At 62.4% G+C, this 24,618-nt stretch carries 32 protein-coding genes, 1 tRNA gene and 1 riboswitch; of the genes, 21 read left to right on the top strand and 12 right to left on the bottom strand.

The window, feature by feature from the left end; all coding sequences use genetic code 11:
* The first annotated feature begins 5 nt into the window (after window positions 1–5).
* From rplR to KI609_RS20515, 12 genes are all read left to right on the top strand, one after another.
* Window positions 6–371 (top strand): 50S ribosomal protein L18, encoded by a 366-nt coding sequence (gene rplR, locus KI609_RS20570; RefSeq protein WP_226445386.1) that lies wholly within the window; start codon window positions 6–8, stop codon window positions 369–371.
* A gap of 17 nt (window positions 372–388) precedes the next feature.
* Window positions 389–907: a 30S ribosomal protein S5 gene (gene rpsE, locus KI609_RS20565; protein ID WP_226445385.1), complete on the top strand. Its 519-nt coding sequence runs from the start codon at window positions 389–391 to the stop codon at window positions 905–907.
* A 13-nt stretch (window positions 908–920) separates the two neighbouring features.
* Window positions 921–1,103: a 50S ribosomal protein L30 gene (gene rpmD / locus KI609_RS20560; protein ID WP_100133813.1), complete on the top strand. Its 183-nt coding sequence runs from the start codon at window positions 921–923 to the stop codon at window positions 1,101–1,103.
* A 10-nt stretch (window positions 1,104–1,113) separates the two neighbouring features.
* Window positions 1,114–1,545: a 50S ribosomal protein L15 gene (rplO, locus tag KI609_RS20555; RefSeq protein ID WP_226445384.1), complete on the top strand. Its 432-nt coding sequence runs from the start codon at window positions 1,114–1,116 to the stop codon at window positions 1,543–1,545.
* Between the two features lie 24 nt (window positions 1,546–1,569).
* A complete protein-coding gene (secY, locus tag KI609_RS20550) occupies window positions 1,570–2,889 on the top strand; it encodes a preprotein translocase subunit SecY (RefSeq protein WP_226445383.1) in 1,320 nt (439 codons plus the stop codon).
* Window positions 2,890–3,035: 146 nt separating this feature from the next.
* A complete protein-coding gene (rpmJ, locus tag KI609_RS20545) occupies window positions 3,036–3,149 on the top strand; it encodes a 50S ribosomal protein L36 (RefSeq protein WP_005793651.1) in 114 nt (37 codons plus the stop codon).
* A 23-nt stretch (window positions 3,150–3,172) separates the two neighbouring features.
* Window positions 3,173–3,538 (top strand): 30S ribosomal protein S13, encoded by a 366-nt coding sequence (gene rpsM, locus KI609_RS20540; protein WP_226445382.1) that lies wholly within the window; start codon window positions 3,173–3,175, stop codon window positions 3,536–3,538.
* 18 nt (window positions 3,539–3,556) lie between these two features.
* Complete coding sequence (gene rpsK / locus KI609_RS20535) at window positions 3,557–3,961, top strand: 30S ribosomal protein S11 (RefSeq protein WP_005793662.1); 405 nt, start codon at window positions 3,557–3,559, stop codon at window positions 3,959–3,961.
* A gap of 90 nt (window positions 3,962–4,051) precedes the next feature.
* Window positions 4,052–4,675 carry a 30S ribosomal protein S4 gene (gene rpsD, locus KI609_RS20530; RefSeq protein WP_226445381.1) on the top strand — a complete coding sequence of 208 codons (624 nt, stop codon included), beginning with the start codon at window positions 4,052–4,054 and terminating at the stop codon, window positions 4,673–4,675.
* Between the two features lie 112 nt (window positions 4,676–4,787).
* A complete protein-coding gene (locus tag KI609_RS20525; protein ID WP_008906514.1) occupies window positions 4,788–5,780 on the top strand; it encodes a DNA-directed RNA polymerase subunit alpha in 993 nt (330 codons plus the stop codon).
* Between the two features lie 150 nt (window positions 5,781–5,930).
* Window positions 5,931–6,323 (top strand): 50S ribosomal protein L17, encoded by a 393-nt coding sequence (gene rplQ / locus KI609_RS20520; RefSeq protein WP_226445380.1) that lies wholly within the window; start codon window positions 5,931–5,933, stop codon window positions 6,321–6,323.
* Between the two features lie 22 nt (window positions 6,324–6,345).
* Window positions 6,346–6,422, top strand: a tRNA-Met gene (locus tag KI609_RS20515).
* Window positions 6,423–6,808: 386 nt separating this feature from the next.
* Here the strand turns inward: KI609_RS20515 and nhaR are convergent.
* A complete protein-coding gene (nhaR, locus tag KI609_RS20510) occupies window positions 6,809–7,705 on the bottom strand; it encodes a transcriptional activator NhaR (protein WP_226445379.1) in 897 nt (298 codons plus the stop codon).
* 150 nt (window positions 7,706–7,855) lie between these two features.
* Between nhaR and KI609_RS20505 the strand changes: the two genes are divergently transcribed.
* Entirely contained in the window at window positions 7,856–8,404 is a 549-nt protein-coding gene (locus tag KI609_RS20505; RefSeq protein ID WP_226445378.1) for an Rrf2 family transcriptional regulator, read from the top strand.
* Between the two features lie 104 nt (window positions 8,405–8,508).
* Here KI609_RS20505 and KI609_RS20500 read toward each other — a convergent pair whose 3' ends face one another.
* From KI609_RS20500 to KI609_RS20480, 5 genes are all read right to left on the bottom strand, one after another.
* Entirely contained in the window at window positions 8,509–9,102 is a 594-nt protein-coding gene (locus KI609_RS20500) for a MarC family protein (protein WP_226445377.1), read from the bottom strand.
* Window positions 9,099–9,512, bottom strand: a complete 414-nt coding sequence (locus tag KI609_RS20495; RefSeq protein WP_226445376.1) for a VOC family protein — start codon at window positions 9,510–9,512, stop codon at window positions 9,099–9,101. Before KI609_RS20495 ends, KI609_RS20500 begins: the two co-directional genes overlap by 4 nt.
* Window positions 9,513–9,574: 62 nt before the next feature.
* The gene (locus KI609_RS20490) at window positions 9,575–9,949 is read right to left on the bottom strand and encodes a hypothetical protein (protein WP_226445375.1); all 375 of its coding nucleotides are present in this window, start codon (window positions 9,947–9,949) and stop codon (window positions 9,575–9,577) included.
* A 60-nt stretch (window positions 9,950–10,009) separates the two neighbouring features.
* The gene (locus KI609_RS20485; protein ID WP_226445374.1) at window positions 10,010–10,381 is read right to left on the bottom strand and encodes a TraR/DksA family transcriptional regulator; all 372 of its coding nucleotides are present in this window, start codon (window positions 10,379–10,381) and stop codon (window positions 10,010–10,012) included.
* 196 nt (window positions 10,382–10,577) lie between these two features.
* Window positions 10,578–11,225 carry a glutathione S-transferase gene (locus KI609_RS20480; protein ID WP_226445373.1) on the bottom strand — a complete coding sequence of 216 codons (648 nt, stop codon included), beginning with the start codon at window positions 11,223–11,225 and terminating at the stop codon, window positions 10,578–10,580.
* A 122-nt stretch (window positions 11,226–11,347) separates the two neighbouring features.
* Here KI609_RS20480 and KI609_RS20475 point away from each other — a divergent pair, with 122 nt between their 5' ends.
* From KI609_RS20475 to KI609_RS20455, 5 genes are all read left to right on the top strand, one after another.
* The gene (locus tag KI609_RS20475; RefSeq protein ID WP_226445372.1) at window positions 11,348–11,713 is read left to right on the top strand and encodes a DUF2946 family protein; all 366 of its coding nucleotides are present in this window, start codon (window positions 11,348–11,350) and stop codon (window positions 11,711–11,713) included.
* 348 nt (window positions 11,714–12,061) lie between these two features.
* Window positions 12,062–12,556: a YcnI family protein gene (locus KI609_RS20470; protein WP_226445371.1), complete on the top strand. Its 495-nt coding sequence runs from the start codon at window positions 12,062–12,064 to the stop codon at window positions 12,554–12,556.
* 110 nt (window positions 12,557–12,666) lie between these two features.
* Window positions 12,667–13,146, top strand: a complete 480-nt coding sequence (locus tag KI609_RS20465) for a copper chaperone PCu(A)C (protein WP_226445370.1) — start codon at window positions 12,667–12,669, stop codon at window positions 13,144–13,146.
* A gap of 166 nt (window positions 13,147–13,312) precedes the next feature.
* Window positions 13,313–14,206, top strand: coding sequence for a PhaM family polyhydroxyalkanoate granule multifunctional regulatory protein (locus KI609_RS20460; RefSeq protein WP_226445369.1), 894 nt, complete (start codon window positions 13,313–13,315; stop codon window positions 14,204–14,206).
* Window positions 14,207–14,274: 68 nt separating this feature from the next.
* Complete coding sequence (locus tag KI609_RS20455; protein WP_226445368.1) at window positions 14,275–15,606, top strand: FIST N-terminal domain-containing protein; 1,332 nt, start codon at window positions 14,275–14,277, stop codon at window positions 15,604–15,606.
* Window positions 15,607–15,707: 101 nt separating this feature from the next.
* Here the strand turns inward: KI609_RS20455 and KI609_RS20450 are convergent, their stop codons facing one another.
* Together KI609_RS20450 and KI609_RS20445 are read right to left on the bottom strand one after the other, a co-directional pair.
* A complete protein-coding gene (locus KI609_RS20450; RefSeq protein ID WP_226445367.1) occupies window positions 15,708–17,033 on the bottom strand; it encodes a hemolysin family protein in 1,326 nt (441 codons plus the stop codon).
* Window positions 17,034–17,180: 147 nt separating this feature from the next.
* On the bottom strand, window positions 17,181–18,056 hold the full coding sequence (locus KI609_RS20445; RefSeq protein WP_226445366.1) for a LysR substrate-binding domain-containing protein: 876 nt from the start codon (window positions 18,054–18,056) through the stop codon (window positions 17,181–17,183).
* Between the two features lie 99 nt (window positions 18,057–18,155).
* Between KI609_RS20445 and KI609_RS20440 the strand changes: the two genes are divergently transcribed.
* Entirely contained in the window at window positions 18,156–18,776 is a 621-nt protein-coding gene (locus KI609_RS20440; RefSeq protein WP_226445365.1) for a glutathione S-transferase family protein, read from the top strand.
* Window positions 18,777–18,832: 56 nt separating this feature from the next.
* Here the strand turns inward: KI609_RS20440 and KI609_RS20435 are convergent, their stop codons facing one another.
* On the bottom strand, window positions 18,833–20,143 hold the full coding sequence (locus KI609_RS20435) for a D-amino acid dehydrogenase (RefSeq protein WP_226445364.1): 1,311 nt from the start codon (window positions 20,141–20,143) through the stop codon (window positions 18,833–18,835).
* Window positions 20,144–20,238: 95 nt separating this feature from the next.
* Window positions 20,239–20,360, bottom strand: a riboswitch (glycine riboswitch).
* A gap of 221 nt (window positions 20,361–20,581) precedes the next feature.
* Here KI609_RS20435 and KI609_RS20430 point away from each other — a divergent pair.
* Entirely contained in the window at window positions 20,582–21,364 is a 783-nt protein-coding gene (locus tag KI609_RS20430) for a 2-keto-4-pentenoate hydratase (protein ID WP_226445363.1), read from the top strand.
* A gap of 46 nt (window positions 21,365–21,410) precedes the next feature.
* On the opposite strand, the gene KI609_RS20425 is transcribed toward KI609_RS20430, so the two are convergent.
* The 3 genes from KI609_RS20425 to KI609_RS20415 form a co-directional block, all read right to left on the bottom strand.
* Window positions 21,411–21,866 (bottom strand): YXWGXW repeat-containing protein, encoded by a 456-nt coding sequence (locus tag KI609_RS20425; protein WP_226445362.1) that lies wholly within the window; start codon window positions 21,864–21,866, stop codon window positions 21,411–21,413.
* Window positions 21,867–22,055: 189 nt separating this feature from the next.
* Entirely contained in the window at window positions 22,056–22,514 is a 459-nt protein-coding gene (locus tag KI609_RS20420) for a YXWGXW repeat-containing protein (protein ID WP_226445361.1), read from the bottom strand.
* 368 nt (window positions 22,515–22,882) lie between these two features.
* A complete protein-coding gene (locus tag KI609_RS20415; protein WP_226445360.1) occupies window positions 22,883–23,614 on the bottom strand; it encodes a helix-turn-helix domain-containing protein in 732 nt (243 codons plus the stop codon).
* Between the two features lie 123 nt (window positions 23,615–23,737).
* Between KI609_RS20415 and KI609_RS20410 the strand changes: the two genes are divergently transcribed.
* Entirely contained in the window at window positions 23,738–24,607 is an 870-nt protein-coding gene (locus tag KI609_RS20410) for a hypothetical protein (RefSeq protein WP_226445359.1), read from the top strand.
* Window positions 24,608–24,618 lie beyond the last annotated feature (11 nt).

Genomic DNA, 24,618 nt, shown 5'->3' with positions numbered 1-24,618 from the left:
GCAACATGTTGACCAAGAAAGAGCAGCGTCTTCGTCGTTCGCGCCAGACCCGCATTCGCATTGCACAGCAAGGCGTGGCACGTCTCACCGTGAATCGCACGAATCTCCATATCTACGCCAGTGTGATCTCCGGCGACGGCAGCAAGGTGCTGGCAAGTGCATCGACGGTCGAAGCCGACGTGCGCAAGTCGCTCGGCGGTTCGGGCAAGGGTGGCAATGCCGCTGCAGCCCAGATCATCGGCAAGCTGATCGCTGAAAAAGCGAAGGCTGCAGGTGTCGAGAAGGTTGCATTTGATCGCGCAGGCTTTGCCTACCACGGTCGCGTCAAGGCTTTGGCCGATGCAGCCCGTGAAGCGGGTCTGCAGTTCTAAGCGGAACGGAATTAAAAATGGCTAAATTTCAACCCAAGGTGCAGAGCGAAGGCCAGGACGACGGTCTGCGCGAAAAAATGATCGCGGTGAACCGCGTGACCAAAGTCGTGAAGGGTGGCCGTATCCTCGGTTTCGCCGCACTGACGGTGGTTGGCGACGGTGATGGCCGCGTTGGCATGGGCAAGGGTAAGTCCAAGGAAGTGCCTGCTGCTGTGCAAAAGGCAATGGAAGAGGCGCGTCGCAATCTGGTCAAGGTTTCGTTGAAGAACGGCACCATTCACCACAACGTGACGGGTCACCACGGCGCCGCTGTTGTCATGATGGCTCCTGCCCCCAAGGGTACCGGCATTATTGCGGGCGGCCCCATGCGCGCTGTTTTCGAAGTGCTGGGCGTGACCGATATCGTGGCCAAAAGCCATGGTTCGTCCAACCCATACAACATGGTTCGCGCCACCTTTGACGCGCTGGTGAAGTCCACGACTCCGTCGCAAGTTGCTGCCAAGCGTGGCAAAGCGGTCGAAGACATCTTCGCTTGATTGGAAGTTGACTATGACTACGCAACAAACTGTCAAGATTCAACTGGTGCGCAGCCCGATTGGCACCAAAGAATCGCACCGCGCGACTGTACGCGGCCTGGGTCTGCGCAAGCTCAATAGCGTGAGCGAATTGCAAGACACGCCCGAAGTGCGCGGCATGATTAACAAGATCAGCTATCTGGTCAAAGTCCTCTGAGAGATAGATCATGGAACTCAATAGCATCAAGCCTGCAGACGGCGCCAAGCATGCCAAGCGCCGCGTAGGCCGTGGTATCGGCTCTGGTCTGGGCAAGACCGCTGGCCGTGGTCACAAAGGTCAGAAATCCCGCTCGGGTGGTTACCACAAGGTTGGTTTCGAAGGCGGTCAAATGCCTTTGCAACGCCGACTGCCAAAGCGCGGTTTCAAATCACATCTGCTCAAGTTCAATGCAGAGGTCACGTTGACGGCGCTGGACCAATTGGGTCTGCCTGAAGTCGACGTTCTGGCTCTCAAGCAAGCTGGTTTGATCGGTGAGCTGGCCAAGGTGGTCAAGGTCATCAAAAGTGGTTCTCTGTCCAAGGCTGTCAAGCTGACGGGCGTGGGCGCTACGGTTGGTGCCAAGGCCGCGATTGAAGCCGCTGGCGGCAGCGTCGCCTGAGTGTGACTCTGAAGGAAAGCATCCGTGGCTACTAGCGCAGCTCAAATTGCAAAAACCGGTAAATTCGGCGATCTGCGTCGCCGTCTGGTTTTTCTGTTGCTCGCGTTGGTCGTGTATCGCATCGGCGCTCATATTCCTGTGCCAGGTATCGATCCCGCCCAGCTCCAGCAGCTGTTCAGTGGCCAGCAAGGTGGCATCCTGAACTTGTTCAATATGTTTTCGGGTGGTGCGCTGTCGCGTTTCACAGTTTTTGCGTTGGGGATCATGCCGTACATTTCGGCGTCGATCATCATGCAGCTGATGACGTACGTTTTGCCAACCTTTGAGCAGTTGAAAAAGGAAGGTGAGGCAGGGCGCCGCAAGATCACTCAGTACACCCGTTATGGTACGTTGGGCTTGGCCTTGTTCCAGTCGCTGGGTATTGCTGTTGCGCTGGAAAGCTCCGCTGGCTTGGTTCTGAGTCCTGGTTTCGGGTTCCGGATGACAGCTGTTGTGAGCCTGACGGCAGGGACAATGTTTCTGATGTGGCTGGGTGAGCAGATCACTGAGCGTGGTTTGGGCAACGGGATTTCGATCCTGATCTTTGGTGGCATTGCCGCCGGATTGCCTGGCTCGATCGGTGGGCTTCTTGAGCTGGTTCGCACCGGCGCAATGAGTATTCTCGCTGCCATTTTCATCGTGATCGTGGTGGGTCTGGTTACCTACTTCGTTGTCTTTGTGGAACGTGGTCAACGCAAGATCTTGGTGAATTACGCCCGTCGACAAGTAGGGAACAAGGTGTACGGCGGTCAATCGTCGCACTTGCCTCTCAAGTTGAACATGGCTGGCGTGATTCCTCCGATATTTGCTTCCTCGATCATTCTGTTGCCAGCAACGGTAGTGAACTGGTTCAGTGCAGGTGAGTCGATGCGCTGGTTGAAGGACATTTCGGGTGCATTGACTCCTGGTCAGCCTATCTATGTCATGTTCTATGCGGCTGCCATCATATTTTTCTGCTTCTTTTATACGGCACTTGTTTTTAACAGCCGCGAAACAGCAGATAACCTGAAAAAGAGTGGTGCGTTTATTCCGGGTATTCGGCCTGGTGAACACACGGCCCGTTATATCGACAAGATTCTGGTTCGCCTGACATTGGCAGGTGCTGTGTACATCACCTTCGTGTGTTTGCTGCCAGAGTTCCTGATCTTGAAGTACAACGTTCCGTTCTATTTTGGTGGAACCTCTCTGTTGATCATTGTGGTGGTTACCATGGACTTCATGGCCCAGGTTCAAAACTACATGATGTCGCAGCAATACGAGTCGTTGCTCAAGAAGGCAAACTTCAAGGGTAATACTGGTAGTTGATGATTTGGAAGGTGACAGGTCTTGAAACACGCGTCACCTGTAAAGATCTGGATATCGGTTGAATGGCGCCCCACGAATTTTCGCGGGCACAAATTGTGTTCCGTGCAAAACAGCCGGGACGGATGGAAAAGTTTTAGGAGAATGCAATGAGAGTTTCGGCTTCGGTCAAAAAAATCTGCCGCAACTGCAAGATCATCCGCCGCAAGGGTGTGGTGCGCGTGATCTGCACGGATCTGCGTCACAAGCAGCGCCAAGGTTGATTGGAAAGTATTAGAGGACGCATATGGCACGTATCGCTGGCATTAACATTCCGCCGCACAAGCACGCGGAAATCGGTTTGACCGCCATTTTTGGCATTGGTCGCACCCGCGCTCGCAAGATTTGCGAAGCAACTGGTATCGCTTACAGCAAGAAGATCAAAGATCTGACTGATGGCGATCTGGAAAAAATTCGCGAGCAAGTCGAGCAGTTCACCATTGAAGGTGACCTGCGCCGCGAAACCACGATGAACATCAAGCGCTTGATGGACATCGGCTGCTACCGTGGCTTCCGCCACCGTCGTGGTCTGCCAATGCGTGGTCAGCGCACCCGTACCAATGCACGCACTCGCAAGGGTCCACGCAAGGGTGCAGCTGCACTGAAGAAATAAAGAGATTGAAAGATCATCATGGCTAAATCTCCTGCCAATAACGCAGCTCAGCGCGTTCGCAAGAAAGTCCGGAAAAACGTTTCGGACGGTATTGCACACGTGCACGCTTCGTTCAATAACACCATCATCACGATCACTGATCGCCAAGGCAATGCCTTGTCGTGGGCTTCGTCCGGTGGCCAAGGTTTCAAGGGCTCACGCAAGTCCACTCCATTCGCAGCCCAGGTGGCTTCGGAAGTGGCTGGACGCGCTGCCATTGATCAAGGCATTAAAAACCTTGACGTTGAAATCAAAGGCCCGGGCCCTGGCCGCGAGTCTTCGGTGCGCGCATTGGGCGCACTGGGTATCCGAATCACATCGATCTCTGATGTGACCCCGGTTCCCCACAACGGCTGCCGCCCTCAAAAGCGCCGTCGTATCTAATCTCTCTAAGCCCACCGCCGCCTGTGAACGCGTAAGCGCCTCAGGCGGCTCCCGCAATGGTTTGCGGTAGATGACACAAAGGAAGCTCAAGTGGCACGTTACCTCGGCCCCAAGGCCAAACTCTCCCGCCGTGAAGGCACGGACCTGTTCCTCAAGAGCGCACGCCGTTCGATCGCTGACAAGTCCAAGTTTGACTCAAAACCTGGCCAGCACGGCCGTACCTCTGGCCAGCGGACATCGGACTATGGTCTGCAACTGCGTGAAAAGCAGAAGGTCAAGCGGATGTATGGCGTTCTGGAAAAGCAGTTTCGCCGTTACTTTGAAGCCGCTGACGGCAAGAAGGGCAACACTGGCGCCAACTTGCTGTTCCTGCTTGAATCTCGCCTCGATAACGTCGTGTATCGGATGGGTTTCGGTTCGACCCGCGCTGAAGCGCGTCAACTGGTTTCCCACAAGGCGATCACGGTGAACGGCAAGTCCGTGAACATCGCTTCGTACCTCGTGAAGATGGGCGATGTGGTGGCAGTGCGTGAAAAATCGAAGAAGCAAAACCGCATTGTTGAGGCCCTGCAACTGGCGGCCCAAGTCGGCATGCCTGCTTGGGTGGATGTCAATGCGGAAAAGGCCGAAGGTATCTTCAAGAAGGTGCCTGATCGTGATGAGTTTGGTGCCGACATCAACGAATCCCTGATCGTTGAGTTGTACTCGCGCTAATCGCTCGGTACGTATTTCAAGAAAACCGTCCCTGAACCGCGAGGCATCGCGGTTTAGGCGCTTCACCAGCCTTACCGGTGTAACGAGCTGGGGGTATTGAGAGGAAGTCTGAATGCAAACCAATTTGCTGAAACCCAAGGCGATCAATGTCGAGCAGCTTGGCCACAATCGTGCCAAGGTCGCGCTGGAGCCGTTCGAGCGTGGGTACGGCCACACGCTGGGGAACGCCATTCGGCGTGTCCTGCTCTCGTCCATGGTGGGTTATGCAGCGACAGAAGTCACTATTGCGGGTGTTCTTCATGAATACTCTTCCATCGATGGCGTTCAGGAGGATGTAGTCAACATTCTGTTGAATCTCAAAGGTGTGGTGTTCAAGCTGCATAACCGTGACGAAGTCACGCTGAGCCTGCGCAAAGATGGCGAAGGTGTGGTCACCGCACGTGATATCCAGACTCCTCACGACGTGGAAATCGTCAACCCTGATCATGTGATCGCCAATCTGTCGGCTGGCGGCAAGCTGGACATGCAGATCAAGGTCGAGAAGGGTCGCGGCTATGTGCCTGGCAGCCTGCGTCGCTACGCGGACGAATCGACCAAGTCGATTGGCCGTATTGTTCTGGATGCCTCGTTCTCCCCTGTGAAGCGAGTGAGCTACACGGTGGAAAGCGCACGTGTCGAACAGCGCACGGACCTGGACAAGCTGGTGGTCGAGATCGAAACCAATGGCGCCATCACTGCCGAAGACGCCGTGCGCGCATCGGCCAAGATCCTGGTGGAGCAGTTGGCTGTGTTCGCACAGCTGGAAGGTGGCGAGTTGGCAGCGTTTGACGCACCGGCGGGCCCACGCGGCAATGCCACATTCGATCCGATCCTGCTGCGTCCTGTGGACGAGTTGGAGCTGACCGTGCGTTCTGCCAACTGCCTGAAGGCCGAGAACATCTACTACATCGGTGATCTGATTCAGCGCACCGAGAACGAGTTGCTCAAGACGCCTAACCTGGGTCGCAAGTCGCTCAACGAGATCAAGGAAGTACTCGCATCGCGTGGTCTCACGCTGGGCATGAAGCTTGAGAACTGGCCGCCGGCTGGCCTCGACAAGCGCTAAGCAAACGCTATAATCATAGGCTCTCCCAAAAAGAGAGCCCATTTTTTCAGTCCTCCGCAAGGGGGACTTTTTGTTCCCTGTTGTGGGGGACAGTGCCTCGGGCAGTACCTGATACGGCTGCCGGATTTAATTAAATAGAAGGAAAGCACCATGCGCCACGGACACGGCCTCCGCAAACTCAATCGCACCAGCTCGCACCGCCTTGCGATGCTGCAAAACATGATGAACTCGCTCATTGAGCATGAAGTCATCAAGACCACCGTACCCAAGGCCAAGGAACTTCGCCGCGTGATCGAACCCATGATCACCCTGGCCAAAGAAGATACCTTGGCAAATCGTCGTCTGGCGTTCAACCGACTGCGCGACCGTGACAGCGTGACCAAGTTGTTCAACGACCTGGGACCCCGTTTCAAGGTTCGTCCTGGTGGCTACACGCGTATCCTGAAGATGGGCTTCCGCGTTGGTGATAACGCGCCTATGGCATTGGTCGAATTGGTTGATCGCGCTGCAGAAACCGAAAATAATTCGGCAGCTGCTGAATAATAGGGTATAATTCATTTCTTACCGCGCGATGGAGCAGTCTGGTAGCTCGTTGGGCTCATAACCCAAAGGTCGGAGGTTCAAATCCTTCTCGCGCAACCAATAAAATTAAAGGGTTACGACAGTGTCGTAACCCTTTTTTTATCCCGGTAAAGATTGTTTTGAATGATGTGCCGGCCGCTCGCTAAAGGCTTTGTGTACATGATGCGAGCGGCTACCCATGGTATTTTTTGGTGCCACGTTCAGCCGCATGAATACACTGATCTGCGCGATTTCTCCCAAAGCGGTGCACTTGCCACGGGTGCTGAACTCGTCTGTAACCGCTGAAGATTTCGTAAGAGTCTTTGTCTTGGAAGAGCGCCCGCGGCTTGACTGCGTCTCATGGCGTGTTTCGCCGCGAGGGTGGATAAAAGAATCCTCTGCCAGATCTCGACCCAGCGCCCGGGCGCGCTTCTATGCCGCCGCTGAGCGCAGTTCGAGCATGGCGCTCAGCGTGCAAACAGATCCGCCTTGGCTGCTCTGGTGATCGCTACAACGCAGGGATGGGTGATGCGCCGTTCGATGGAGATGGCGAAAAACTCTTCCACCAGGTCAGAGGATCTGCCGATCACCTCGACGCCATATTGCACGGTGGTTTCTTCATCCAGCACCGTTGGTGAGGTGAAGACGCCCCGGCCTTCGCGTCCGAATGCGTTCATCAAAGCACTGTCGTCAAATTCACCGACCACGCGGGGCTGGAGATGGTGCTTGGTCAGCCAATGATCGAGTTGCTGGCGTAGGGATGACATGGGCCCTTGAATCAGCATCGGGGCGCCATGCAGGCATTGCGGGAAAGGCCCCTCCAGTTGTGTCCGAAGGCGCGGCGCACACAAAAAACTCATGCCACTTGTGCCGAGGGGGTGGTTGAACGCCTTTACCCCGATTTTTTTGGAGACGGGCTCGTCGGCCAGCACCAGATCAAGCTTGTTCACACTCAGCTGCGCTATCAGCTCTGGGAACTTGCCCTCCTGGCAGCTCATGTGCACCTGTTGCGCCATGCCCAGGGCCGGCTCCAGCAAGTGATAAGCCACGGATTTGGCAATGGAGTCGGCCACTCCCACTCTGAACCCCAAGGGCTTTTCCTGGCCTCGGGCCAGCCGGATGGACTTTTCGAGCTCATCTCCCAGTGCAAAGATTTGCTCGGCATAGCCCAGAGCCACGCGCCCTTCGCTGGTGAGCTCAATGCTGCGTCCACGTTTGCGAAACAGATCACGGCCCAGCCATTCTTCAAGCTGCTTGATCTGGCCGGATAGTGTTTGGGGTGTGGTGTGCAGTTGCTCGCCAGCCCGCATCACCCCGCCTGCCTTGGCCACGGCCCAGAAATAGCGCAGATGCTTGAAGTTCATGGGATGCAGATACTTCGATAAAAACGAAGAAAGAAATCAAATAAAACGAATATACGCGAAGTGTCAAAGCGCCTACATTGAAAGCTCGCCCTCAGTCCTCGCGGTTTCCGTCCGGACTGGGGCCGTTAATCTTCACCAGGAGTCGCAACGATGCGTATCACTACCCGAGGACAACTTGCTGTGTCGGCCATGACCGATCTGGCACTGCGCCAAAAAATGCGCCCTGTGGCCTTGTCCACCATCAGCGTGCGCCAGGGCAGCTCCCTTTCGTACCTTGAGCAACTCTTTAGTGCACTGCGCCGTGCGGGCCTGGTCGACAGCACACGCGGCCCCGGTGGTGGTTACACGCTGGCGCGCAAGGCTGACCAAATCTCGGTGGCGGAAATTATTCTGGCGGTTGAGAACCTCAAGGCCGATGAGTTGCAGAACATGGGCACCGGGCAAGCGGCGCAGGTGAAATCCATGACCGGTGATCTGTGGAGCAGTTTCAATTCGCGCGTCATGGAATACCTGCAATCGGTCAGCCTGCAGAGCCTTGTGGCCCAGCAGCTTGAAAAAGGGGTGGCTGCCGATGAGCCTGCGCGCGCCGTGGCCCCCAAGCCCAAACTGGCCCCCAAGCCGCAGCCCCTGATGGCGCGTGTGGGTGTACCCAACTCGGTATTCGCGCTCGGTTCCATTCCCCTATTGCAGCGGCGATAAACAGCGCGCCAGCGCTGGCGTTTGGTGGAGTGCCGCGTTAAGCGCCTTTAGGCAAAGGCAAGCAGGGACGCCAAAGCCGTGCTGCCGTCGTGTCGGCCGCAGCGCTACAGCTGGTGCGCGAGCTGCTTGATGCCGCGGATCAGCATCTCCACCGAGATGGCGACCAGGATCAGACCCATCAGGCGTTCAAAAGCCATCACCACGCGCTCGCCCACCAGGCGTTGGATGCGTTCGGCCATCAGCAGCACAATGGCGCAAACGGCCATGGTGACGCACAGGGCCCCCACCCATTCAAGTCGTCGTTCGGGGGCCTGGGCCACCAGCAGCATCACCGTGGCCAGGGCAGACGGGCCTGCCAAGGCCGGAATGGCGAGGGGTACGATCAGCGGCTCGCCGGGAGGCTCGGCCTCAGGGTTGGAGTCCGCCGGAAAAATCATGCGCAGTGCAATCAGAAAAAGCACCACCGCGCCCGCGATCTGCAGCGACAGATCGCTCAGGTTCATCACCCGGAGAAACTCTGCACCGAAGAATAAAAACACCAGCAGGAGCGCAAACGCGATCAGCACCTCCCGCAGGATCACCCGGGGCCGGCGTTCGGGCGCAACACCCCGCAGCGCGTTCGCAAAAATGGGGATGTTGCCCAGCGGATCGGTGATCAGCAAAAGCAGGATGGTGGCCGACGCAAAGGTGTAGTTCACGATGCGTAGACCGTATTGAGTGACCGAAAGCCTTTGATCTCTATCGGATTGCCGCTCGGGTCATGAAAGAACATGGTCCATTGCTCGCCCGGTGCGCCTTCAAAACGCACCTGGGGCGCCAGCACAAAGGGGGTGTCCGCCGCCTTCAGGCGCGCGGCCAGTGCATGCCAGTCTGGTAGTTCAAGGATGACACCAAAATGTGGCATGGGCACCATGTGGTCGCCGACATGGCCGGTGCGGACACTGGCAAACGGTGTGCCCAGATGCAGAGAGATCTGGTGGCCGAAGAAATCGAAGTCCACCCAGGTGTCGGTACTTCGGCCTTCCTGGCACCCCAGCACGCCGCCGTAAAAGCGGCGGGCGGCGTCAAGGTCGGTGACGTGAAAGGCGAGGTGAAAGAGGCTGTGCATCCTGCAAAGGATAGCAGCCAGGGCGCCGCCGTGGCACCCGTGTATAGCTCGTGAATACGTTCTTAGGCGACCGAAGGGTCGGTCGCCATGGTGTCGAACTTCTTGAAGTATTGGCGCGCCATGGCGACCAGTTGTGCATCCGTGGGGTGGTCTGCTGCCACCGAGTCCACCACCACATCGGCCAAGGCGGCGTGGTGCTTGGCCACCCAGTCGCGGAATTGGTTGCGTACCAGCCCGGGGCCGGCCAACAGTACCTCGCGGGTGCCGGTCAAGGCCTGCGCAATCTCCGCAAAGAAGGGGGCCAGATCTTCCGCTTTGCCCTGGTGCTTATGGTGGCTGCGGGATTTGATGCGCTGTGCCTCGGCGTGCTCGCGATCAAACATCACCACATGGGCTTCGGAATGGTCCATCCAGACAACGGCGTGAAAAGTGCTCATAAACGGCTTTCTTGTGGTGAAGACAGGAAGATAAAAAGAGAGGGAAGACTGGGACGTGATTCAGGCTGCGCGGCGATGCTGCTCTGCTTTTTCCTGGCAGTGCACGCAGCGCGCAGCCTCGGGTGTGGCATGCAGGCGGGCCGCAGTGATGTGGGCGCCGCACTGCGTGCATTCGCCGTAGGTGCCCGCTTCAATGCGGGCCAGTGCGGCCTGCACAGCGGCCAGATGGGCGGTTTCGCGTTCATCCAACGCAAACTCCAATGCTCGCTCGGTGGCCATCTGGGCGCGTGGGTCTTCAGGTTGCCCAAAGTGGTCAGCCGCTGCCTCGGCGCGGCCGATGACGCCACCGCGTTGCTCGGCCAATTGCGCAAGCAGCGCAGATTGTTGGGCAAGCAATTGCTGGCGGAAGGGGGCGGCTTGTGTCGTGTCCATGCGGTATCTCCTGGAAGGAATGCCTCATGGTGCGCTTGTATGCCATGCCATGTGTTGACAATGGTCAAGAGCTGGCCGGGGTCTTGCGCCACAGCGATGGCATCGCTCACGGCGGGCAAGCCTCCCCTTTGATCTGGTTCACCCCGGTCGATGCGGTCCCCGCGATTGCGCGAGGAGCACCCAGACGCCGGGCCGCTCAGCGTTTGGGCGGGCGCGCCAACATGGCAGCGGTGCTGGTTTTGCGGTCTGCATTCACACGCTGGACATGGGGGCGTTCGCCCATGCGGGCCAGGTACTCGCGAACGGGCAGGTCGGCCAGGTAGTCGCGGCCATAGATGATCTTGGTGGCGGCGCTGACCGGCGGCAGGTGCACGATGGCCGCACAGTCGGCCATGGTGAAGGTGTCGCCAGCCACGTAGGGGCTGAACTTCGCCAGCTGGCCGAAGGCAGCGATGTTCTTTTCCAGCTGCGCACCCACCTTGTCGCGCGCGGTGTCGCTCACCGTGCTGCCGAAGAAAGCCTGGGGATACAGGTTGCGTGCGACCAGCTCCAGGTGCAGCTCCAGAAAGGTGATCAGCTCGCGCACTTTGGCGGCCTGGAAGGGGGCGGCCGGGATCAGCGGGTGCCCGGGGTGGGCGGCTTCGATGTAGTCGGCCATCACGGCGGATTCGCACAGTGCGCCCTGCGGCGTGCGCAGGTAGGGCACCTTGCCCAGCGGCGAGGCGCTGCGGTCGGTCTCGCCCACCCAGGCCAGTTCTTCGGTAAACGGCACGCCCTTTTCGAGCAGCGCGAGCTTGACCTTGTTGTAGTAGTTGCTGGCCGAAAAGCCGCAGAGTGTCAGCATGGTGTTGTCTCCGTTGTGGTGGTGGATGCAGCACGCATCCTAGGTGCGGGTGAGACCTCTGTCCGTCGCGTAGATGACCCCGGTCAAGGACTGCATACCCCGGGCCCCTACAATCCGCACCCATGCCCTCCCTGCAAACCATTCGCGGCCTCCGCTGGCTCGCCCGCCTTGTGCTGGCGTGGTTTGTCTTGTCGATCGGTGTGGCCGTGGCGTCGCCTCTGGTCAACCCGCAGGCGATGGAGCTCATCTGTTCGGGCTCGGGCGCCATCAAGGTGCTGGTCAAGACCGACGACGGCGCCAAGGAGTTGCCCAGCCACACGCTGGACTGCCCGCTGTGCGCGCATGTCGGTGCGCCACCACCGGTCTCGCAAGCGCATGTGCCGGTGGTTCACCCCCTGGCGCACGCGTTGCGCCTTGTTCCTGCCGCCCATGTTGCTGCGCGCACCGCCGCGCCGCTGCCCCCGCGCGGCCCCCCGACGCTCTCTTGATAACTACTGTTTTGATAGCTGCTGGCGCTTAATTGGTAAGCGTTTTCGGCCTATTTGATCAGTATTTCAGGGGCCCCGCCCGCAAACACCGCAGGGTCCTTGGCCTGCGAAGGCGCCAGCCGCTACGTCACCACCGCTGTGCGCGTGCGACCAGATTCCCCCACAGCTCTGCGCGGCATGGGGCATCGACAACCTTCGCAACGGCCCGTTTTGAAACTTCCGTGGCCAACCGCAGCACGCCCACGTAGGCACGCCAAAAGTTAATCGCTGAAAGCAATGTTCATGACCTCAATTACTATGAAAAATATAGCTATTACTGCTTTGTTGATAAGCGCTAGCGCCACTTTTATGCCCGCATCTGCCCATGTGGTGCTCGAATACCAGGTAGCCCCTGCGGGCGCCAGCTACAAGGCGGCCTTCAAGGTCGGCCATGGCTGCGGCGCGTCGCCCACGCGGCAGATTGCGGTGGACATCCCGGCCGGCATGCGCGGCGCGCACCCCATGCCCAAGCCGGGCTGGACGCTGGAGGTGCAGCGCGACAAGCTGGCCCAGCCCACCACCAGCCACGGCCGCAGCATCACCGAAGACGTGGTGCGCATCACCTGGATGGCCAAGACGCCGGATGACATGCTGCAGAGCGCCCACTACGATGAGTTTGTGCTGGTCGCCCAGGCGCCGGAGCAGGCGGGCACCGTGTACTGGCCGGTGCGCCAGGTCTGCGCCGAGGGCCGGAGCGACTGGACCGAGGTGCCCAAGGCGGGCCAGAAGCTGTCGGACCTGAAGTCCCCAGCGGCAGCGCTGGAGATTCTGCCCGCTGGCGGCGCCGCTGCCCACCATCATTGACAGCCGGGCCAAGTCCCCCATTTCCATTTCCATTTCCATTTCCATTTCCATTCCCGTTCCCGTTCCCGTTCCCATTCCCGTTTCTTTGAGCCAACCGAAAGACATTCACCATGAAAAAATTGCTTCACACCGCCGCCGTCGTTGCCGCACTGCTCAGCACCCCCACATGGGCGCAGACCGCTGCCGTCAAGGTCGAGGGCGCCTGGGCCCGCGCTAGCGTGCAGGGCCAGAAGGCCACGGGCGCCTTCATGCGCCTTACCGCCAAAGATGGCGCCCGCCTGGTGCGCGCCGAGTCGCCCGCTGCAGGCCTTACCGAAGTGCACGAGATGAAGATGGAAGGCGACATCATGAAGATGCGCGCCGTGCCCGCGCTGGACCTGCCTGCGGGCAAGACCGTGGAGCTCAAGCCCGGCGGCTACCACGTCATGCTGCTGGACCTGAAGGCGCCCTTGGCCAAGGACACCGAAGTGCCCATCACCCTCGTGTTCCAGGACGCCAAGGGCGTGGAAAGCAAACTCAACCTGACGGTGCCCGTGGGCACGGCCGCTCCCGGTGGCGCCGCAGCGCCCGCCATGCAGCACAAGCACTGAACCGATCGTCGATCGTGTTTGACCGGCGGTGTGTGCGCCATGCGTGCACAACACAGCCGGGCCTGGTGGTGGCGGGGGACCAGCCCGTGCCAACACGCGGGCCAAAATCCGCAGGCATTGGAGTAAGCTGTGAGCCCACCACAGACCCACCTCTTGCGGAGCGGCCATGAGCGACACATCCAACTTCGGTTTCGGCAAATTTGTCCCCGGTTTTGACTTCCTGCAAAGCCTTGCCAAGGGGGCGTCCAGCAGTATTCCACAGCTGCCCAATCTCTCGAACTGGGTGGCTCCCACGATCAGTGTGGAAGAGCTCGAAAAGCGCATTGATGAGCTCAAGGCCGTGCAGTTCTGGCTGGAGCAGAACTCGCGCGCACTGGCCGCCACCATCCAGGCGCTGGAGGTGCAGAAGATGACCTTGGCTACGCTCAAGGGCATGAACTTCAGCATGGGGGACGTGGCCAACGCCTTCAAGCTCAAGACCGCCGACACCGTGATGAGCGGCGTGCAAAAAGCGGCCGACACCGTCAGCGGTGCTGCCGGGGCCATGGCGGACGCGGCAGCGCGTGCGACAGGGCGCGCCAGCGCTGCCGGCGAGCATGCGGCACAAGAGGGTGAGGCCGAACCAGCCCCACAGCCCACCCAAGCCAAAACGAAGGCCCATGCGCCGTCTGCGGCCGAGCCCCAGGTGGTGGACCCGATGCAATGGTGGGGCGCGCTAACCAGCCAGTTCCAGCAGATCGCCGTCAGCGCCATGAAAGACGCGGCCAAACAAACGGCTCTCGACACCACCAAAAACATGGCGACCGGGCTGGCCAAGGAAGCATTGAAAACAGCCACCGACATGGCCAGCCAGTTTGCGGCCAAAGGCATGAAAACCATGCAGGGCGGCAGCAAGCCGTCGGCCACCAAGAGTCGCACCGCCACTGCGCGGGCCCCGGCCGCAGCCAAAAAATCGGCAAACAAGAAACCCGCTGTGCGGCCTGCGGCCAAAGCCGCTGCGAAATCCGCCCCCCGAAAAACCCCGGCACGCAAAACCGCTGCGCGCAAATCAGCCGGCTGACCGGGCTGAGTGCAGGCCCTGGAGCCGCGCAGCGGCTCCAGGGCCTGCACTCAGCCCGTGGAGAACCCATGAAATTATTTCCCAACGGCCACGCCACACATCCCCAGTGGCGCATGGCGGCAGCCTTGGTGCTGGCGCAGTTGCGCGCCCAGATGGCCCTGCCCGATTACGCGCAGGCCCCCACGCTGGGCCTGCTCTACATCACCGACCACTATGCCAATGAGGCAGGAGATCTGCTTGACTATCTGAGCGGCGAGCTGCCCGAAGTCACCGATTGGAGCGGCACCGTGGGGGTGGGCGTGTCGGCCAACAACGCCGAATACTTTGACGAGCCCGCGCTCTCGGTGATGCTGCTCGATGTGCCGGCTGATCAGTACCGCGTGTTCTCTGGTGTGGCGCCGCTGCCCGCGCACGCGCTCCGGCCGGGCAGTGGCTTTGTGGCCCACACGGCCCTGGTGCACGCCGACGGCCACACGCCCGAGCTGGCCGAGCTGTTGGCCGAAATGGCCGCCCGCACCGACACGGGCTATCTGTTTGGGGGGTTAAGCGCCAGCCGTACGGCCAGCGTTCAGTTTGCGGTGGGTGGCGACGGCAACATGGCCGGGCAGGGCCAGGCCAGCGGGGTGTTTGATGGCGGCCTGTCGGGCGTGGCGTTTGGTGCCGGGGTGGCGCTGGTGTCGCGTGTGACCCAGGGCTGCCAACCCGTGGGGCCGCTGCGCACCATCACGTCGGCGCAGGAGAACGTGGTGCTCGCGCTGGACGGCGAGCCAGCGCTGGATGTGCTGCTCGATACGCTGGGCGTCAGCCTCGACGGAGATCCGCAGCCCGCGCTGCGCAAGGTGCGCTCCACGCTGGCAGGGCTGGTCAACGCGGGTGATCAACCCCTGGGCCAGCGCCGCACGGGGCATTTCGGCACGGACACGCGCGTGCGCCATATCGTGGGTCTCGATGGCACACGCCGTGGTGTTGCGCTGGCCGACCAGGTCGAGGCAGGCATGCACCTGGCGTTTTGCCAGCGCAACGTGGGGGCTGCGCGCGCCGACCTGATGCGCATCTGCGCCGAGATCCGCGAAGAGCTTTCGCCCGAAGAGCTGGAGCCCGCATACCTCGTGTCGCCCGGCTCGCAGGATGGGGGGCTGGCAACGGCCCCTGGCGCGCTGGGGGCTGGTGCGCTGCCGCAGTCCGGGCGGCGGATTTGTGGCGCGATTTACGTGAGCTGTTCAGGCCGTGGAGGCCCCCATTTTGGAGGCCCCAGTGCCGAGCTGCAGATCGTGCGCCATGCCTTGGGCGATGTGCCGCTGGTTGGTTTTTTTGCGGGCGGCGAAATCGCGCACCACCACCTGTATGGCTACACCGGCGTGCTGACCGTTTTTGTAGACGAGGACAAGAACCCGTCCTGAACGGAGGCCCACTTCCCCGCACAGGTCGGCGCCACAGCGATGTCTGCCGCCTGCCGTCTGCGTGCTGGGGGCGCGGTGTTGTGGTTGGTGGTGAGGGGGCGTCAGGCCGCAGGGTGGTCTGTGGCTTCGGTCTTGTCCTCGGGCGTGAGGCGCGTGGCCAGGATCTTGTCGATGGTTTTGCCATCCATGTCCACCACTTCGAGTTTCCAGTCTTCCCACTGCACCGTGTCGGTCACATTGGGCAGGCGGCCGGTCAGCAGCATGATCATGCCGCTCAGGGTGTGGTAGCGGCCGCGTTCTTCTTCGGGCACGGTGTCCAGGTTCAGCCGGTCCTTGAGCTCGGGCACGGGGATGTGGCCGTCCAGCAGCCAGCTGCCGTCCTCGCGCTGCAGCGCCCATGACGTTTCGGGGTCGCGGGGCTGGAACTCGCCGGTGATGGCCTCGATCAGGTCTTGCAGCGTCACGATGCCCTGCACCTCGCCGTATTCGTCGATCACAAACGCCATGTGCACATCCGACAGGCGGAAGTTGTCCAGCAGCTCCATGCCGGTGATGGTTTCGGGCACGTAGAGAGCGGTTTGCAGCGGCTGCTCCGGCAGGCCGCCGTGGGCCTTGTCGCGCAGCGTGCGCGACAGCCACTGGCGGGCGTTGATCACGCCCAGGATGTTGTCCATGCCGCCCCGCACCACGGGAAAGCGTGCGTGGTCGGACTCTTCGATGCACTTCAGGTTGTCTTCAAACGATGCATCCACATCCAGACACACCACGTCGCCGCGCGGCACCATGAGCGAGCCAATCTGGCGGTCATCCAGCCGGAACACGTTGCGCACCATGGTGTGCTCATGCGACTCAATCACCCCCGCCGTGGTGCCTTCCACCAGCATGGCGTGGATCTCTTCCTCGGTCACCGGGCTGCCGCTGGTTTCCTTGACGCCCATGAGGCGCAGCAGCGTGCGGGTGGAGGTAGAGAGCAGCAGCACAAACGGCTTGGTGGCCAGCGCCAGGAAGTTGATGGGCCGAGCCACCAGTCGGGCAAAGGTTTCGGGGTAGGACTGGCCAATGCGTTTGGGCACGAGCTCGCCGACCACGATAGAGAAATACGTGATCATGACCACCACCAGCCCGGTGGCGATGTAGCCGCTGGATGGTTGGGGCACGCCCAGCGATGCCAGCCAGACCCCCAGCGGGGCCGCCAGGGCGGATTCACCCACGATCCCGTTGAGCACCCCAATCGATGTGATGCCGATCTGGATGGTGGAGAGGAAGCGGGTGGGGTCTTCGCCCAGCTTCACGGCAGCGGCGGCGCCGCTATCGCCCTCATCAATCATCTTTTGCAAACGGACTTTGCGGGCCGTGACGAGCGCGATCTCGGACATGGCAAAAAGGCCGTTGAGAAAAATGAGAGCGAACAGTATTGCGATTTCCATACAAAGGGCGCCTATGTGCCCTTGGGTGTTGATATGCAGCTTATTGTAAGAAGCTGCGATGACATGAGGAAAAACGCCATGTTGGCCCGCGTTGTACGGGCCGCAGCGGCGCCCGGATGGCAGGGCCGGAAGGGCCGGAAGGCGTTTTTACAGCCTGTTGGCGGCCTGCTGCCGCATCCATTGCACAAAGTCGGCCACCAGCGTGGCCGTGGCCGGTGGCCACACCAGCCAATAGGGATAGGCGTAAGGCACGCGCAGGTCCGTGAGCGCCACCAGCTCACCGCGCTGCAGCAGGCCTTGCGCCACGCTATGGCGCTCCAGCGCCACCCCTTGGCCCAGGCGTGCGGCCTCCAGTGACAGGTTGGAGTCGTTGATCCAGAGCCCCGCGCCGGGCGGTGGCTCGGGCAGCCCGGCGCGTGCACACCAGGGCGCCCAGGGTTCGGCCGAGCGGATCAGCGGGCAAGCCAGCACCTCGGCGGCAGTGCGTGGCAGTGCGCCTCCCCGAAAGTGGGGTGCGGCCACCATCAGCAGCTCGTCGGTAAACAAGGGCTCTTGTTCCAGCCCGTCCCACGGGCCGGCGCCCATGCGCACAGCGATGTGGGCGGTGCCCTGGCGCAAGTCCTGTACCTCCAGGCCTGCCAGCAGCCGGATGCGCTGGGCAGGGTGGCGCGCCTGAAAATCTGGCAACCGGGGCAGCAGCCAGTGCAGCCCGAACGATGGCATCAGCGCCACGACCAGCTCGCCCGCACGGGGCAGCACGCGCAATACGCGCGTGGCGTTGCCGATGTCCTGGAGGGCGGCGCGCACCTGCAGGGCGTACAGGCGGCCATTTTCAGCCAGCCGTAGCCCCCGCCCCGCACGCTCAAAAAGCGCCAAGCCCAGCTGTGTCTCCAGCTGGCGCAACTGCTGGCTCACGGCCGAGTGGGTCACGTGCAGTTCGGCGGCGGCCTGTGTCACGCTGCCCAGCCGTGCGACGGCTTCAAAACAACGCAGTGCGTGGGTAGACGGGTAATCGGTATTCATGTCAGTATTTCTAACAGAACATGAAAGAAAAAATCGATAGTGCCCGAGTGGCTTGCGCTATAGCCTTGTGCATCTGACTATTTGAAAGAAAGACTACATATGCAGCTCGTGGGAATGCTGGATTCGCCTTATGTGCGGCGCACGGCCATCAGTTTGTCGCTGCTGGGGTTGGCATTCACGTCAAGGCCGGTCTCGGTGTTCAGCACGATGGAGGCGTTTCGTGCGATCAACCCGGTGGTCAAGGCGCCCACGCTGGTCGCGCCAGATGGCACGGTCTTGATGGACTCCAACCTCATCATTGACTATGCCGAGGCCGTGGCCGGCCCCGCGCGCAGCCTGTGGCCCGCCGAGTTGCCGGAGCGGCTGCAAGCGCTGCGCATCACCGGGCTGGCGCTGGCGGCGTGCGAGAAGGCCGTGCAGATCGTTTATGAGAACGCACTGCGCCCGCCCGAGAAGCGACACGCGCCTTGGCTGGAGCGCGTCGAGCAGCAGCTGGAGGCCGCCTGGGCCGGGCTGGAGCATGGGTTGGCCAGCGCCGCGCCCCCGGCGCCCGCCGGGGGGCAACCCATCGGACAAGCGGGCCTGAGTGCGGCCGTGGCCTGGAGCTTCGCCCGGCTGCTGGTGCCCGCGCACGCCAACCCCGCCCACTATCCCGCCTTGGCCGCCTATGCCGCCCAGGCGGAGACCCTGCCGGTGTTCACGGCATGGCCGATGGCGTGATGGCCCGGCAAGGTGTTTGCCAGTCGCATCCCGGCGTACCGCGCGCCAAAAACCGCTCAGGCCATGGCCTTTTGTGTGCGGTACGACGGCGCTGGCGCCAACCCCTGAAAGTCGAAATCCACCTGGGGCACGCGCCCGCTCACGATGTCGGCAATCGCCTGGCCTGAGCCGCAGGCATGCGTCCAGCCCAGCGTGCCGTGCCCCGTGTTGAGGAAGAGGTTGGCCACCTTGGTGGCGCCGATCAAGGGCACGTTGCTGGGCGTGGCGGGACGCAGGCCCGTCCAGAACTGGGCCTGGCTGGCGTCGCCCGCGCCGGGGAAGAGCTGCTCCACACGCCGCACGATGGCCTCGCAGCGCACGGGGTTCAGGTCGCGGTTGTAGCCGTTCAGCTCCGCCGTGCCCGCAATGCGCAGGCGGTCTCCGCCCCGCTCGCTGGTGTAGCGCGAGAACACCAGCTTGAACTCATCGTCCGTCAGGCTCACCTGGTGCGCCTTGGATGCGTCCTTGACCGGCATGGTCACCGAGTAGCCCTTGGCCGGGTAGATCGGCAGGCGGATGCCCAGTGGCTGCGCCAGCAACGGGCTGAACGAGCCCATGGCCAGCACAAACGCATCGCCACGCACGCGCTCGAAGCGGCCTTCGGCATTGGTCACTTCCACGTGGTCGATGCGCCCGCCCACCTCGCGCAGTGCGGTGATGTGGTGGCCCATGCGGAACTGCACGCCTGCCGCTTCGCACAGCTTGGCCAGCTCGCGCGTGAACTGGTTGGCGTCGCCGGATTCATCCTCGGCCGTGAACGTGGCGCCTGCCAGCTGCGGGCGCATGGGGGCCAGCGCGGGCTCGATGCGCACGGCCTCGTCGGCGCTGATCACCTGGCGCTCGCAGCCCAGTGCGCGCATCTGCTCGGCCGGGGCCAGGGCGCCGTCGAACTCCTTGGCGTTGGTATAGAAGTGCAGGATGCCCTGCGTGCGCTGGTCATACTGAATGCCGGTGGCCGCGCGCAGCTGCTGCAGCACGCTGCGGCTGTAGGTGCCCAGGCGCACGATCTGCTCGATGTTGTGGCGCGTGCGCGCCGGCGTGCAGTTGCGCAAAAAGGACAGGCCCCACAACCACTGGCGCATGTCGGCACGCAGGCGGAACAGCAGGGGGGCGTCCTCCTGGCCCAGCCACTGCAGCACCTTGAGCGGCGCGCTGGGGTTGGCCCAGGGCTCGGCGTGGCTCACCGAGATCTGGCCGCCGTTGGCAAAGCTGGTCTCCGCACCGGGCGCACCCTGGCGGTCGATGACGGTCACCTCATGGCCGAGCTGTTGCAGGAAATAAGCCGAAGTCACGCCGAGCAAGCCGGCGCCCAAAACGATCACGCGCATGATTTTCAAAGCCTTTCTGGGCTCTGGCGCTTGAAAGACGTGCGCTGGAAGCTATGAATTTAATAGCGTGCAGCGGGCGCATGTCTGCCCAAGCTGCCGCTCCCCCTGTCCTTGGTACCTGAGAGATTCACCGCACGGCCCATATGGCGCGCGGTTTGCTCCTTCGGTGCGCCACAACGCTGGTCACAGGTTGGGGCGGCTCTCCAGACGGCTTTGATGAATGGTGCAGTACGGGACCTGAGCGTGTATGGGAGTTTGCGCCTTCGGTGCAGCGGTGAGCCTGTGGCCCGCCGTGCTCTCCTGCGGGGTCGATTCTAGGCGGCATGGCAGCGCCAGAACGGACCTGTGCGCGCTAATGAACGGCAATCGTTGCTGATGCTGGCGTGTGCCCGGGGTCGCCATAATCCGCCGACTTGACCCACCCCAGGATGTTGTTCCATGCCCGATACCGCTTTTGATCCCCAGGCCTGTGCCGCCGTGCTCACCATGGCGCGCCAGGGGCGCACACCTCGGCCACTCGATCTGCCGGCCGCGCTGCGCCCGCGCGATGCGGCCGAGGCCTATGCCGTGCAGGATGTGGTCGTGCGCGAGCGCGGGGCCATTGCTGGCTGGAAGGTGGGCGCTGCATCACCCCAGGCCCTGCCCGCGCGTGCCGCGCTCACCCGTGACTCGGTGTTTGTGGCGCCAGCCAGCTCGGCCGTGCGCCTGCCTGTGGCAGGCTTTGCCGTGGTGGGGGTAGAGGCTGAGCTGGTGTACGAACTGGGCGCCGACCTGCCACCGCGTGCCACGCCCTACAGCGCGGCCGAGGTGCTGGCGGCCATGGTCTCGGTGCGTGCGGCGATCGAGGTGTGCGACACACGGTTTGCCGCATGGGCCCAGCAAGGCGAGTGGAGCCGGTTGGCCGACCAGGCCTGCCATGGCGCGCTGATCGTCGGATCGGGCCAAGAGGATGTGGCCGCAGTGCAGCCGCTGTCGCAAGGGTGCAGCCTGTCGGTGAACGGTTCCGTGGCCGTGCAGCACGCTGCCTGGGGCAACCCGGCGGGCGACCCGCTGCGACTGCTGGTGTGGCTGGCCAACGAGGGCGCACGCAGCCTGGGTGGGCTGCGCGCGGGTCAGTGGGTGACCACGGGTTCATGCACCGGCACCGTGATGGTGGCGCCGGGCACGTTGGTGGTGGCCGACTTCCCGGGCCTGGGCCACGCTGAGCTGCAGCTGGGCTGAGGCCGGCACGGCGTGCACAGAGCATGCCGACCGGTGACTCTTTCCATCAATTGCGACGTGGGTTGTCGGGCTGGTTGTCGCGGCGGTTGGGCACGCCGTCGCCATCGCGGTCCCGATCGGCACGGTTGGCGATGCCATCGCCGTCACGGTCCCAGCCGCCGCGTTGCATCTCCCAGCGGCCATCACGTTCGACCCAATGGGGCTGGCGATACTGGTAGCCCGTGCGCGCCTTCACCCAGTGGCCCCGCACCCATTGGTGGCGGTTGCCGCGCCATTCCCAATGGCCTTCTTCCCACACCTGGCCACGGCGAGGGCGGGGCATGGCCTCATGGCGCGGCGGTGGTGGCGCTGGAATCACATGGTAGGTAGGCGCAGCCTGGTGCATGCGTTCGGGCTGGCCCGACTGGATGATGACAGTGCCCTGCGTGGCGGCCTGTGCGGGAGCAAAGGCCATCAGTGCCAACAGGGCGAAAGAGGCTGCGGTGAGAGTGTGGCGGGCCATGAAGGTCTCCTGTCTGTATGTTGTTGCTTGCGAAAGCAAGCGGGCTGGCTGGCTGGTAGATCGTGAGCGCGTGGCTGGGCTCACCGTGTAGGTATTGCGCGGGGCGGTGTGTCAGGCGAAGGCCATGGTTGGTGGCCAGGCCCAGTGAGGTCGCCCCACGCTGCGGCTGTGGTGGATGGGTTCAGCGGGCTATTGGCGGTAAGGGTTGTCCGGGCGGCGATCGCGGCGATTGGGGACGCCATCACCGTCGCGGTCGCGGTCATGGCGGTTGGCAATACCGTCGCCGTCTCGGTCCCAGCGCCCGGGCTGCATGTTCCAGCGGCCGCCATGTTCCTCCCACCGCGGCTCGCGGTAGTGATAGCCGGGGCGGGCCTTCACCCAGTAACCCTGCATCCAGACATGGCGGTGGCCGCGCCATTCCCAGTGGCCGGGTACCCACGCCATGCCACGGCGGGGGCGGGGCATGGCTTCATGGCGGGGCGGTGGTGGCGCCTGGTACTGCACCATCACCGGCGCGGGGCGCTGGTAGTGGGGCGAGCCAGACTGGATGACAACAGTGGCGCTGGTCTGCGCCTGCGCCTGCGCCACCGTAGCGGCGCCCAGCGACAGCAGTGCGATAGAAACAGCGGCGAGTGCGTTGCGGGCCATGGTGATGATCTCCTCAAAAAGGCTCCTTGCGGAACCGGAGACTTGATGGTGCGGACGCTGCGTCAAGCGGGTGTAGGCGAACTGCGAAGTCTTGTGAAGTTGTGTTTCCTGAGGCCGCGCGGGGTGGGCTGGAAATCCGGCAAAGACGGTCCTCGCTGGTGTCTATTTTTGCACTCGAAGATCCAAGCCAAATAGGCCTCTGACGCTTGATGGTAAAGCGAAAACAGCTATAAAAAGTGTAGTAATGTACGCCCCGCGCTGTAGGGGCGGTGTCGCACTCCACCCGCAAAAAAACTGCCGCGGCCCAGGCCAGGAACGCCATCCCAGCGCCGCCCGCAGCGAGGGCGTTGTTCCCCTCTGGGCAGGGGTTATCGCCGCATCGACGCAAACGCCTCAAACTCCCAGCTGCGCATGGCCAGCAGCAGGGTGTAGCCCTCGCGCTCGCGGTCGGGCAGCTTCTGGTCGGCCAGGTGCTGCTGGGCAAAGTCCTGCGCCACGCGCTGCATGCGTTCCATGAAGGCGGGCGCCAGGCTGCGGCTGATGGCGCCATGCACCAGCAGCACGCCTTCGCCCGGGCCGTCAAAGCCGCCCGCAAAGTAGTCCAGCAGTGCGTGGTCGCGGAAGTAGTTCATCACCGGGCCGTGGGGGCGCCAGCGAAAGGTCTTGGCGAGTTTGAGGCGGTAGCGGTTCAGCGGGCGCAGCTCGATGATGCCGATACGGTCGAGCTGCGCGAGGTATTTGATGCCCTCGGCTTCGGTGAGCCGGTAGGTGGTGGTCACCTGCTCCAGCGTCCACTGGCTCAAAACGCAGATCGCCATGAGCAGCAGCTTCTTGTCGGCCACCACGGCGCGCTCTTGCTCCTGGCCCAGCTCTTTCAGCAGGGGTTGTTCGTCGGCCACGCGCCGCGCCAGGTCGGCAAAGTCCAGCGCCAGTGCGCGGCAGATGGCGTCGATGCGCGACAGCGGCATGTCGCCCTTGGCCAGCATGCGCTTGACGCTGGACTCGGCCATGCCCAGCGCCTGCGCCAGGTCGGCGTAGGTCATCTGCGCGGTCTTGAGTTCCTTCTTGAGGGCGAGAACGAGGTCGGCGGTGGTGCTCATGGGTATCGATTATCAATACTCAAGGTAGATCGGGTAGCCCTTTGTGCTGCTTTTTGAGCGATGAACGCGGCGGCATCACACACACTGCGCGGCATCAATCAGCTGCCTATGGATGCAACGACCATGACCTATCGCGACGCCCTTTCTCAGAAACCAAAACCCTCCGCAGGCCTGACAAGGCAGGAGTTGTGGCTGCTGCTGGGTGCCGCCGCGCTGCTGGCAGCCGCCGTGTTCGGGCCGGTGTGGCTGGACAGCAGCCACCAGCATGGGTTTGCAGACCAGAGGGTGCTATGGGGCATCCCTTGCGCAGGGGATGTGTTGAGCAACCTGCCGTTTGCGCTGGCGGGCCTATGGGGGCTGGCCGCGCTGCGGCGCGTGGCGCCCGGCGGGCTGGATGGGTGCTCGCGTGTGCTGGCGGTGTTGTTTTTTGCGGGCCTGGTGGCGACGGCTGTGGGCTCGACGGCGTACCACTGGCAACCGCAGGATGCAGGCCTGCTGTGGGACCGGCTGGGCATGGTGCTGCCGTTTGCGGGCTTGCTGGGGCTCGCAGCCAATGGCCGGGTGAGCCGCAGGGCAGGCTGGGGGGCGGCGGGCGCTGTGTTGGTGGCCGGGCCCCTGGCCGTGTGGTGGTGGGCGCGGTCTGGCAACGTGATGCCCTGGGCCGTGGTGCAACTGGGCGGCATGGTGGTGGTGGCGGCTCTGGCGCTGTTGCCGCGACGCCAGGGTGCTCTGGCGGTGCACCTGGGGGCGGTGATCGCGATGTATGCCCTGGCCAAACTCTTCGAGGCCGCCGACCACGCCGTGTTGGACGCCACGGCGCAGTGGGTGTCGGGCCACAGCCTCAAGCATGTGCTGGCAGCGGGCGCTGCCTGGCCGGTATTGCTGGCACTGGCGGCATTGCGCCGCAGCGTCGCCAAGGGCGCGCTGCGCGTCACGCCATCCGGGCAGAATGGCGCCCACACCGTGGGTGTCGCCCGCCAGCTCCGCGCCTGAGTTGCAGGGCG

Origin of the sequence: Acidovorax radicis (genome assembly GCF_020510705.1) — a bacterium.
In the GTDB taxonomy this organism is placed as follows: Bacteria; Pseudomonadota; Gammaproteobacteria; order Burkholderiales; family Burkholderiaceae_C; genus Acidovorax; species Acidovorax radicis_A.
The sequence above is the reverse complement of the archived record's forward strand: the minus strand, read 5'-3'. Positions and strand labels throughout refer to the sequence as shown.

What these genes read in the sequence shown, in the direction of transcription:
- rplR (WP_226445386.1), top strand. Translation starts at nt 6, where the DNA reads ATGTTGACCAAGAAAGAGCAGCGTCTTCGTCGTTCGCGCCAGACCCGC.
- rpsE (WP_226445385.1), top strand. Translation starts at nt 389, where the DNA reads ATGGCTAAATTTCAACCCAAGGTGCAGAGCGAAGGCCAGGACGACGGT.
- rpmD (WP_100133813.1), top strand. Translation starts at nt 921, where the DNA reads ATGACTACGCAACAAACTGTCAAGATTCAACTGGTGCGCAGCCCGATT.
- rplO (WP_226445384.1), top strand. Translation starts at nt 1,114, where the DNA reads ATGGAACTCAATAGCATCAAGCCTGCAGACGGCGCCAAGCATGCCAAG.
- rpmJ (WP_005793651.1), top strand. Translation starts at nt 3,036, where the DNA reads ATGAGAGTTTCGGCTTCGGTCAAAAAAATCTGCCGCAACTGCAAGATC.
- rpsM (WP_226445382.1), top strand. Translation starts at nt 3,173, where the DNA reads ATGGCACGTATCGCTGGCATTAACATTCCGCCGCACAAGCACGCGGAA.
- rpsK (WP_005793662.1), top strand. Translation starts at nt 3,557, where the DNA reads ATGGCTAAATCTCCTGCCAATAACGCAGCTCAGCGCGTTCGCAAGAAA.
- KI609_RS20525 (WP_008906514.1), top strand. Translation starts at nt 4,788, where the DNA reads ATGCAAACCAATTTGCTGAAACCCAAGGCGATCAATGTCGAGCAGCTT.
- rplQ (WP_226445380.1), top strand. Translation starts at nt 5,931, where the DNA reads ATGCGCCACGGACACGGCCTCCGCAAACTCAATCGCACCAGCTCGCAC.
- nhaR (WP_226445379.1), bottom strand. Translation starts at nt 7,705, where the DNA reads ATGAACTTCAAGCATCTGCGCTATTTCTGGGCCGTGGCCAAGGCAGGC.
- KI609_RS20505 (WP_226445378.1), top strand. Translation starts at nt 7,856, where the DNA reads ATGCGTATCACTACCCGAGGACAACTTGCTGTGTCGGCCATGACCGAT.
- KI609_RS20495 (WP_226445376.1), bottom strand. Translation starts at nt 9,512, where the DNA reads ATGCACAGCCTCTTTCACCTCGCCTTTCACGTCACCGACCTTGACGCC.
- KI609_RS20490 (WP_226445375.1), bottom strand. Translation starts at nt 9,949, where the DNA reads ATGAGCACTTTTCACGCCGTTGTCTGGATGGACCATTCCGAAGCCCAT.
- KI609_RS20485 (WP_226445374.1), bottom strand. Translation starts at nt 10,381, where the DNA reads ATGGACACGACACAAGCCGCCCCCTTCCGCCAGCAATTGCTTGCCCAA.
- KI609_RS20480 (WP_226445373.1), bottom strand. Translation starts at nt 11,225, where the DNA reads ATGCTGACACTCTGCGGCTTTTCGGCCAGCAACTACTACAACAAGGTC.
- KI609_RS20475 (WP_226445372.1), top strand. Translation starts at nt 11,348, where the DNA reads ATGCCCTCCCTGCAAACCATTCGCGGCCTCCGCTGGCTCGCCCGCCTT.
- KI609_RS20470 (WP_226445371.1), top strand. Translation starts at nt 12,062, where the DNA reads ATGCCCGCATCTGCCCATGTGGTGCTCGAATACCAGGTAGCCCCTGCG.
- KI609_RS20465 (WP_226445370.1), top strand. Translation starts at nt 12,667, where the DNA reads ATGAAAAAATTGCTTCACACCGCCGCCGTCGTTGCCGCACTGCTCAGC.
- KI609_RS20460 (WP_226445369.1), top strand. Translation starts at nt 13,313, where the DNA reads ATGAGCGACACATCCAACTTCGGTTTCGGCAAATTTGTCCCCGGTTTT.
- KI609_RS20455 (WP_226445368.1), top strand. Translation starts at nt 14,275, where the DNA reads ATGAAATTATTTCCCAACGGCCACGCCACACATCCCCAGTGGCGCATG.
- KI609_RS20450 (WP_226445367.1), bottom strand. Translation starts at nt 17,033, where the DNA reads ATGGAAATCGCAATACTGTTCGCTCTCATTTTTCTCAACGGCCTTTTT.
- KI609_RS20445 (WP_226445366.1), bottom strand. Translation starts at nt 18,056, where the DNA reads ATGAATACCGATTACCCGTCTACCCACGCACTGCGTTGTTTTGAAGCC.
- KI609_RS20440 (WP_226445365.1), top strand. Translation starts at nt 18,156, where the DNA reads ATGCAGCTCGTGGGAATGCTGGATTCGCCTTATGTGCGGCGCACGGCC.
- KI609_RS20435 (WP_226445364.1), bottom strand. Translation starts at nt 20,143, where the DNA reads ATGCGCGTGATCGTTTTGGGCGCCGGCTTGCTCGGCGTGACTTCGGCT.
- KI609_RS20430 (WP_226445363.1), top strand. Translation starts at nt 20,582, where the DNA reads ATGCCCGATACCGCTTTTGATCCCCAGGCCTGTGCCGCCGTGCTCACC.
- KI609_RS20425 (WP_226445362.1), bottom strand. Translation starts at nt 21,866, where the DNA reads ATGGCCCGCCACACTCTCACCGCAGCCTCTTTCGCCCTGTTGGCACTG.
- KI609_RS20420 (WP_226445361.1), bottom strand. Translation starts at nt 22,514, where the DNA reads ATGGCCCGCAACGCACTCGCCGCTGTTTCTATCGCACTGCTGTCGCTG.
- KI609_RS20415 (WP_226445360.1), bottom strand. Translation starts at nt 23,614, where the DNA reads ATGAGCACCACCGCCGACCTCGTTCTCGCCCTCAAGAAGGAACTCAAG.
- KI609_RS20410 (WP_226445359.1), top strand. Translation starts at nt 23,738, where the DNA reads ATGACCTATCGCGACGCCCTTTCTCAGAAACCAAAACCCTCCGCAGGC.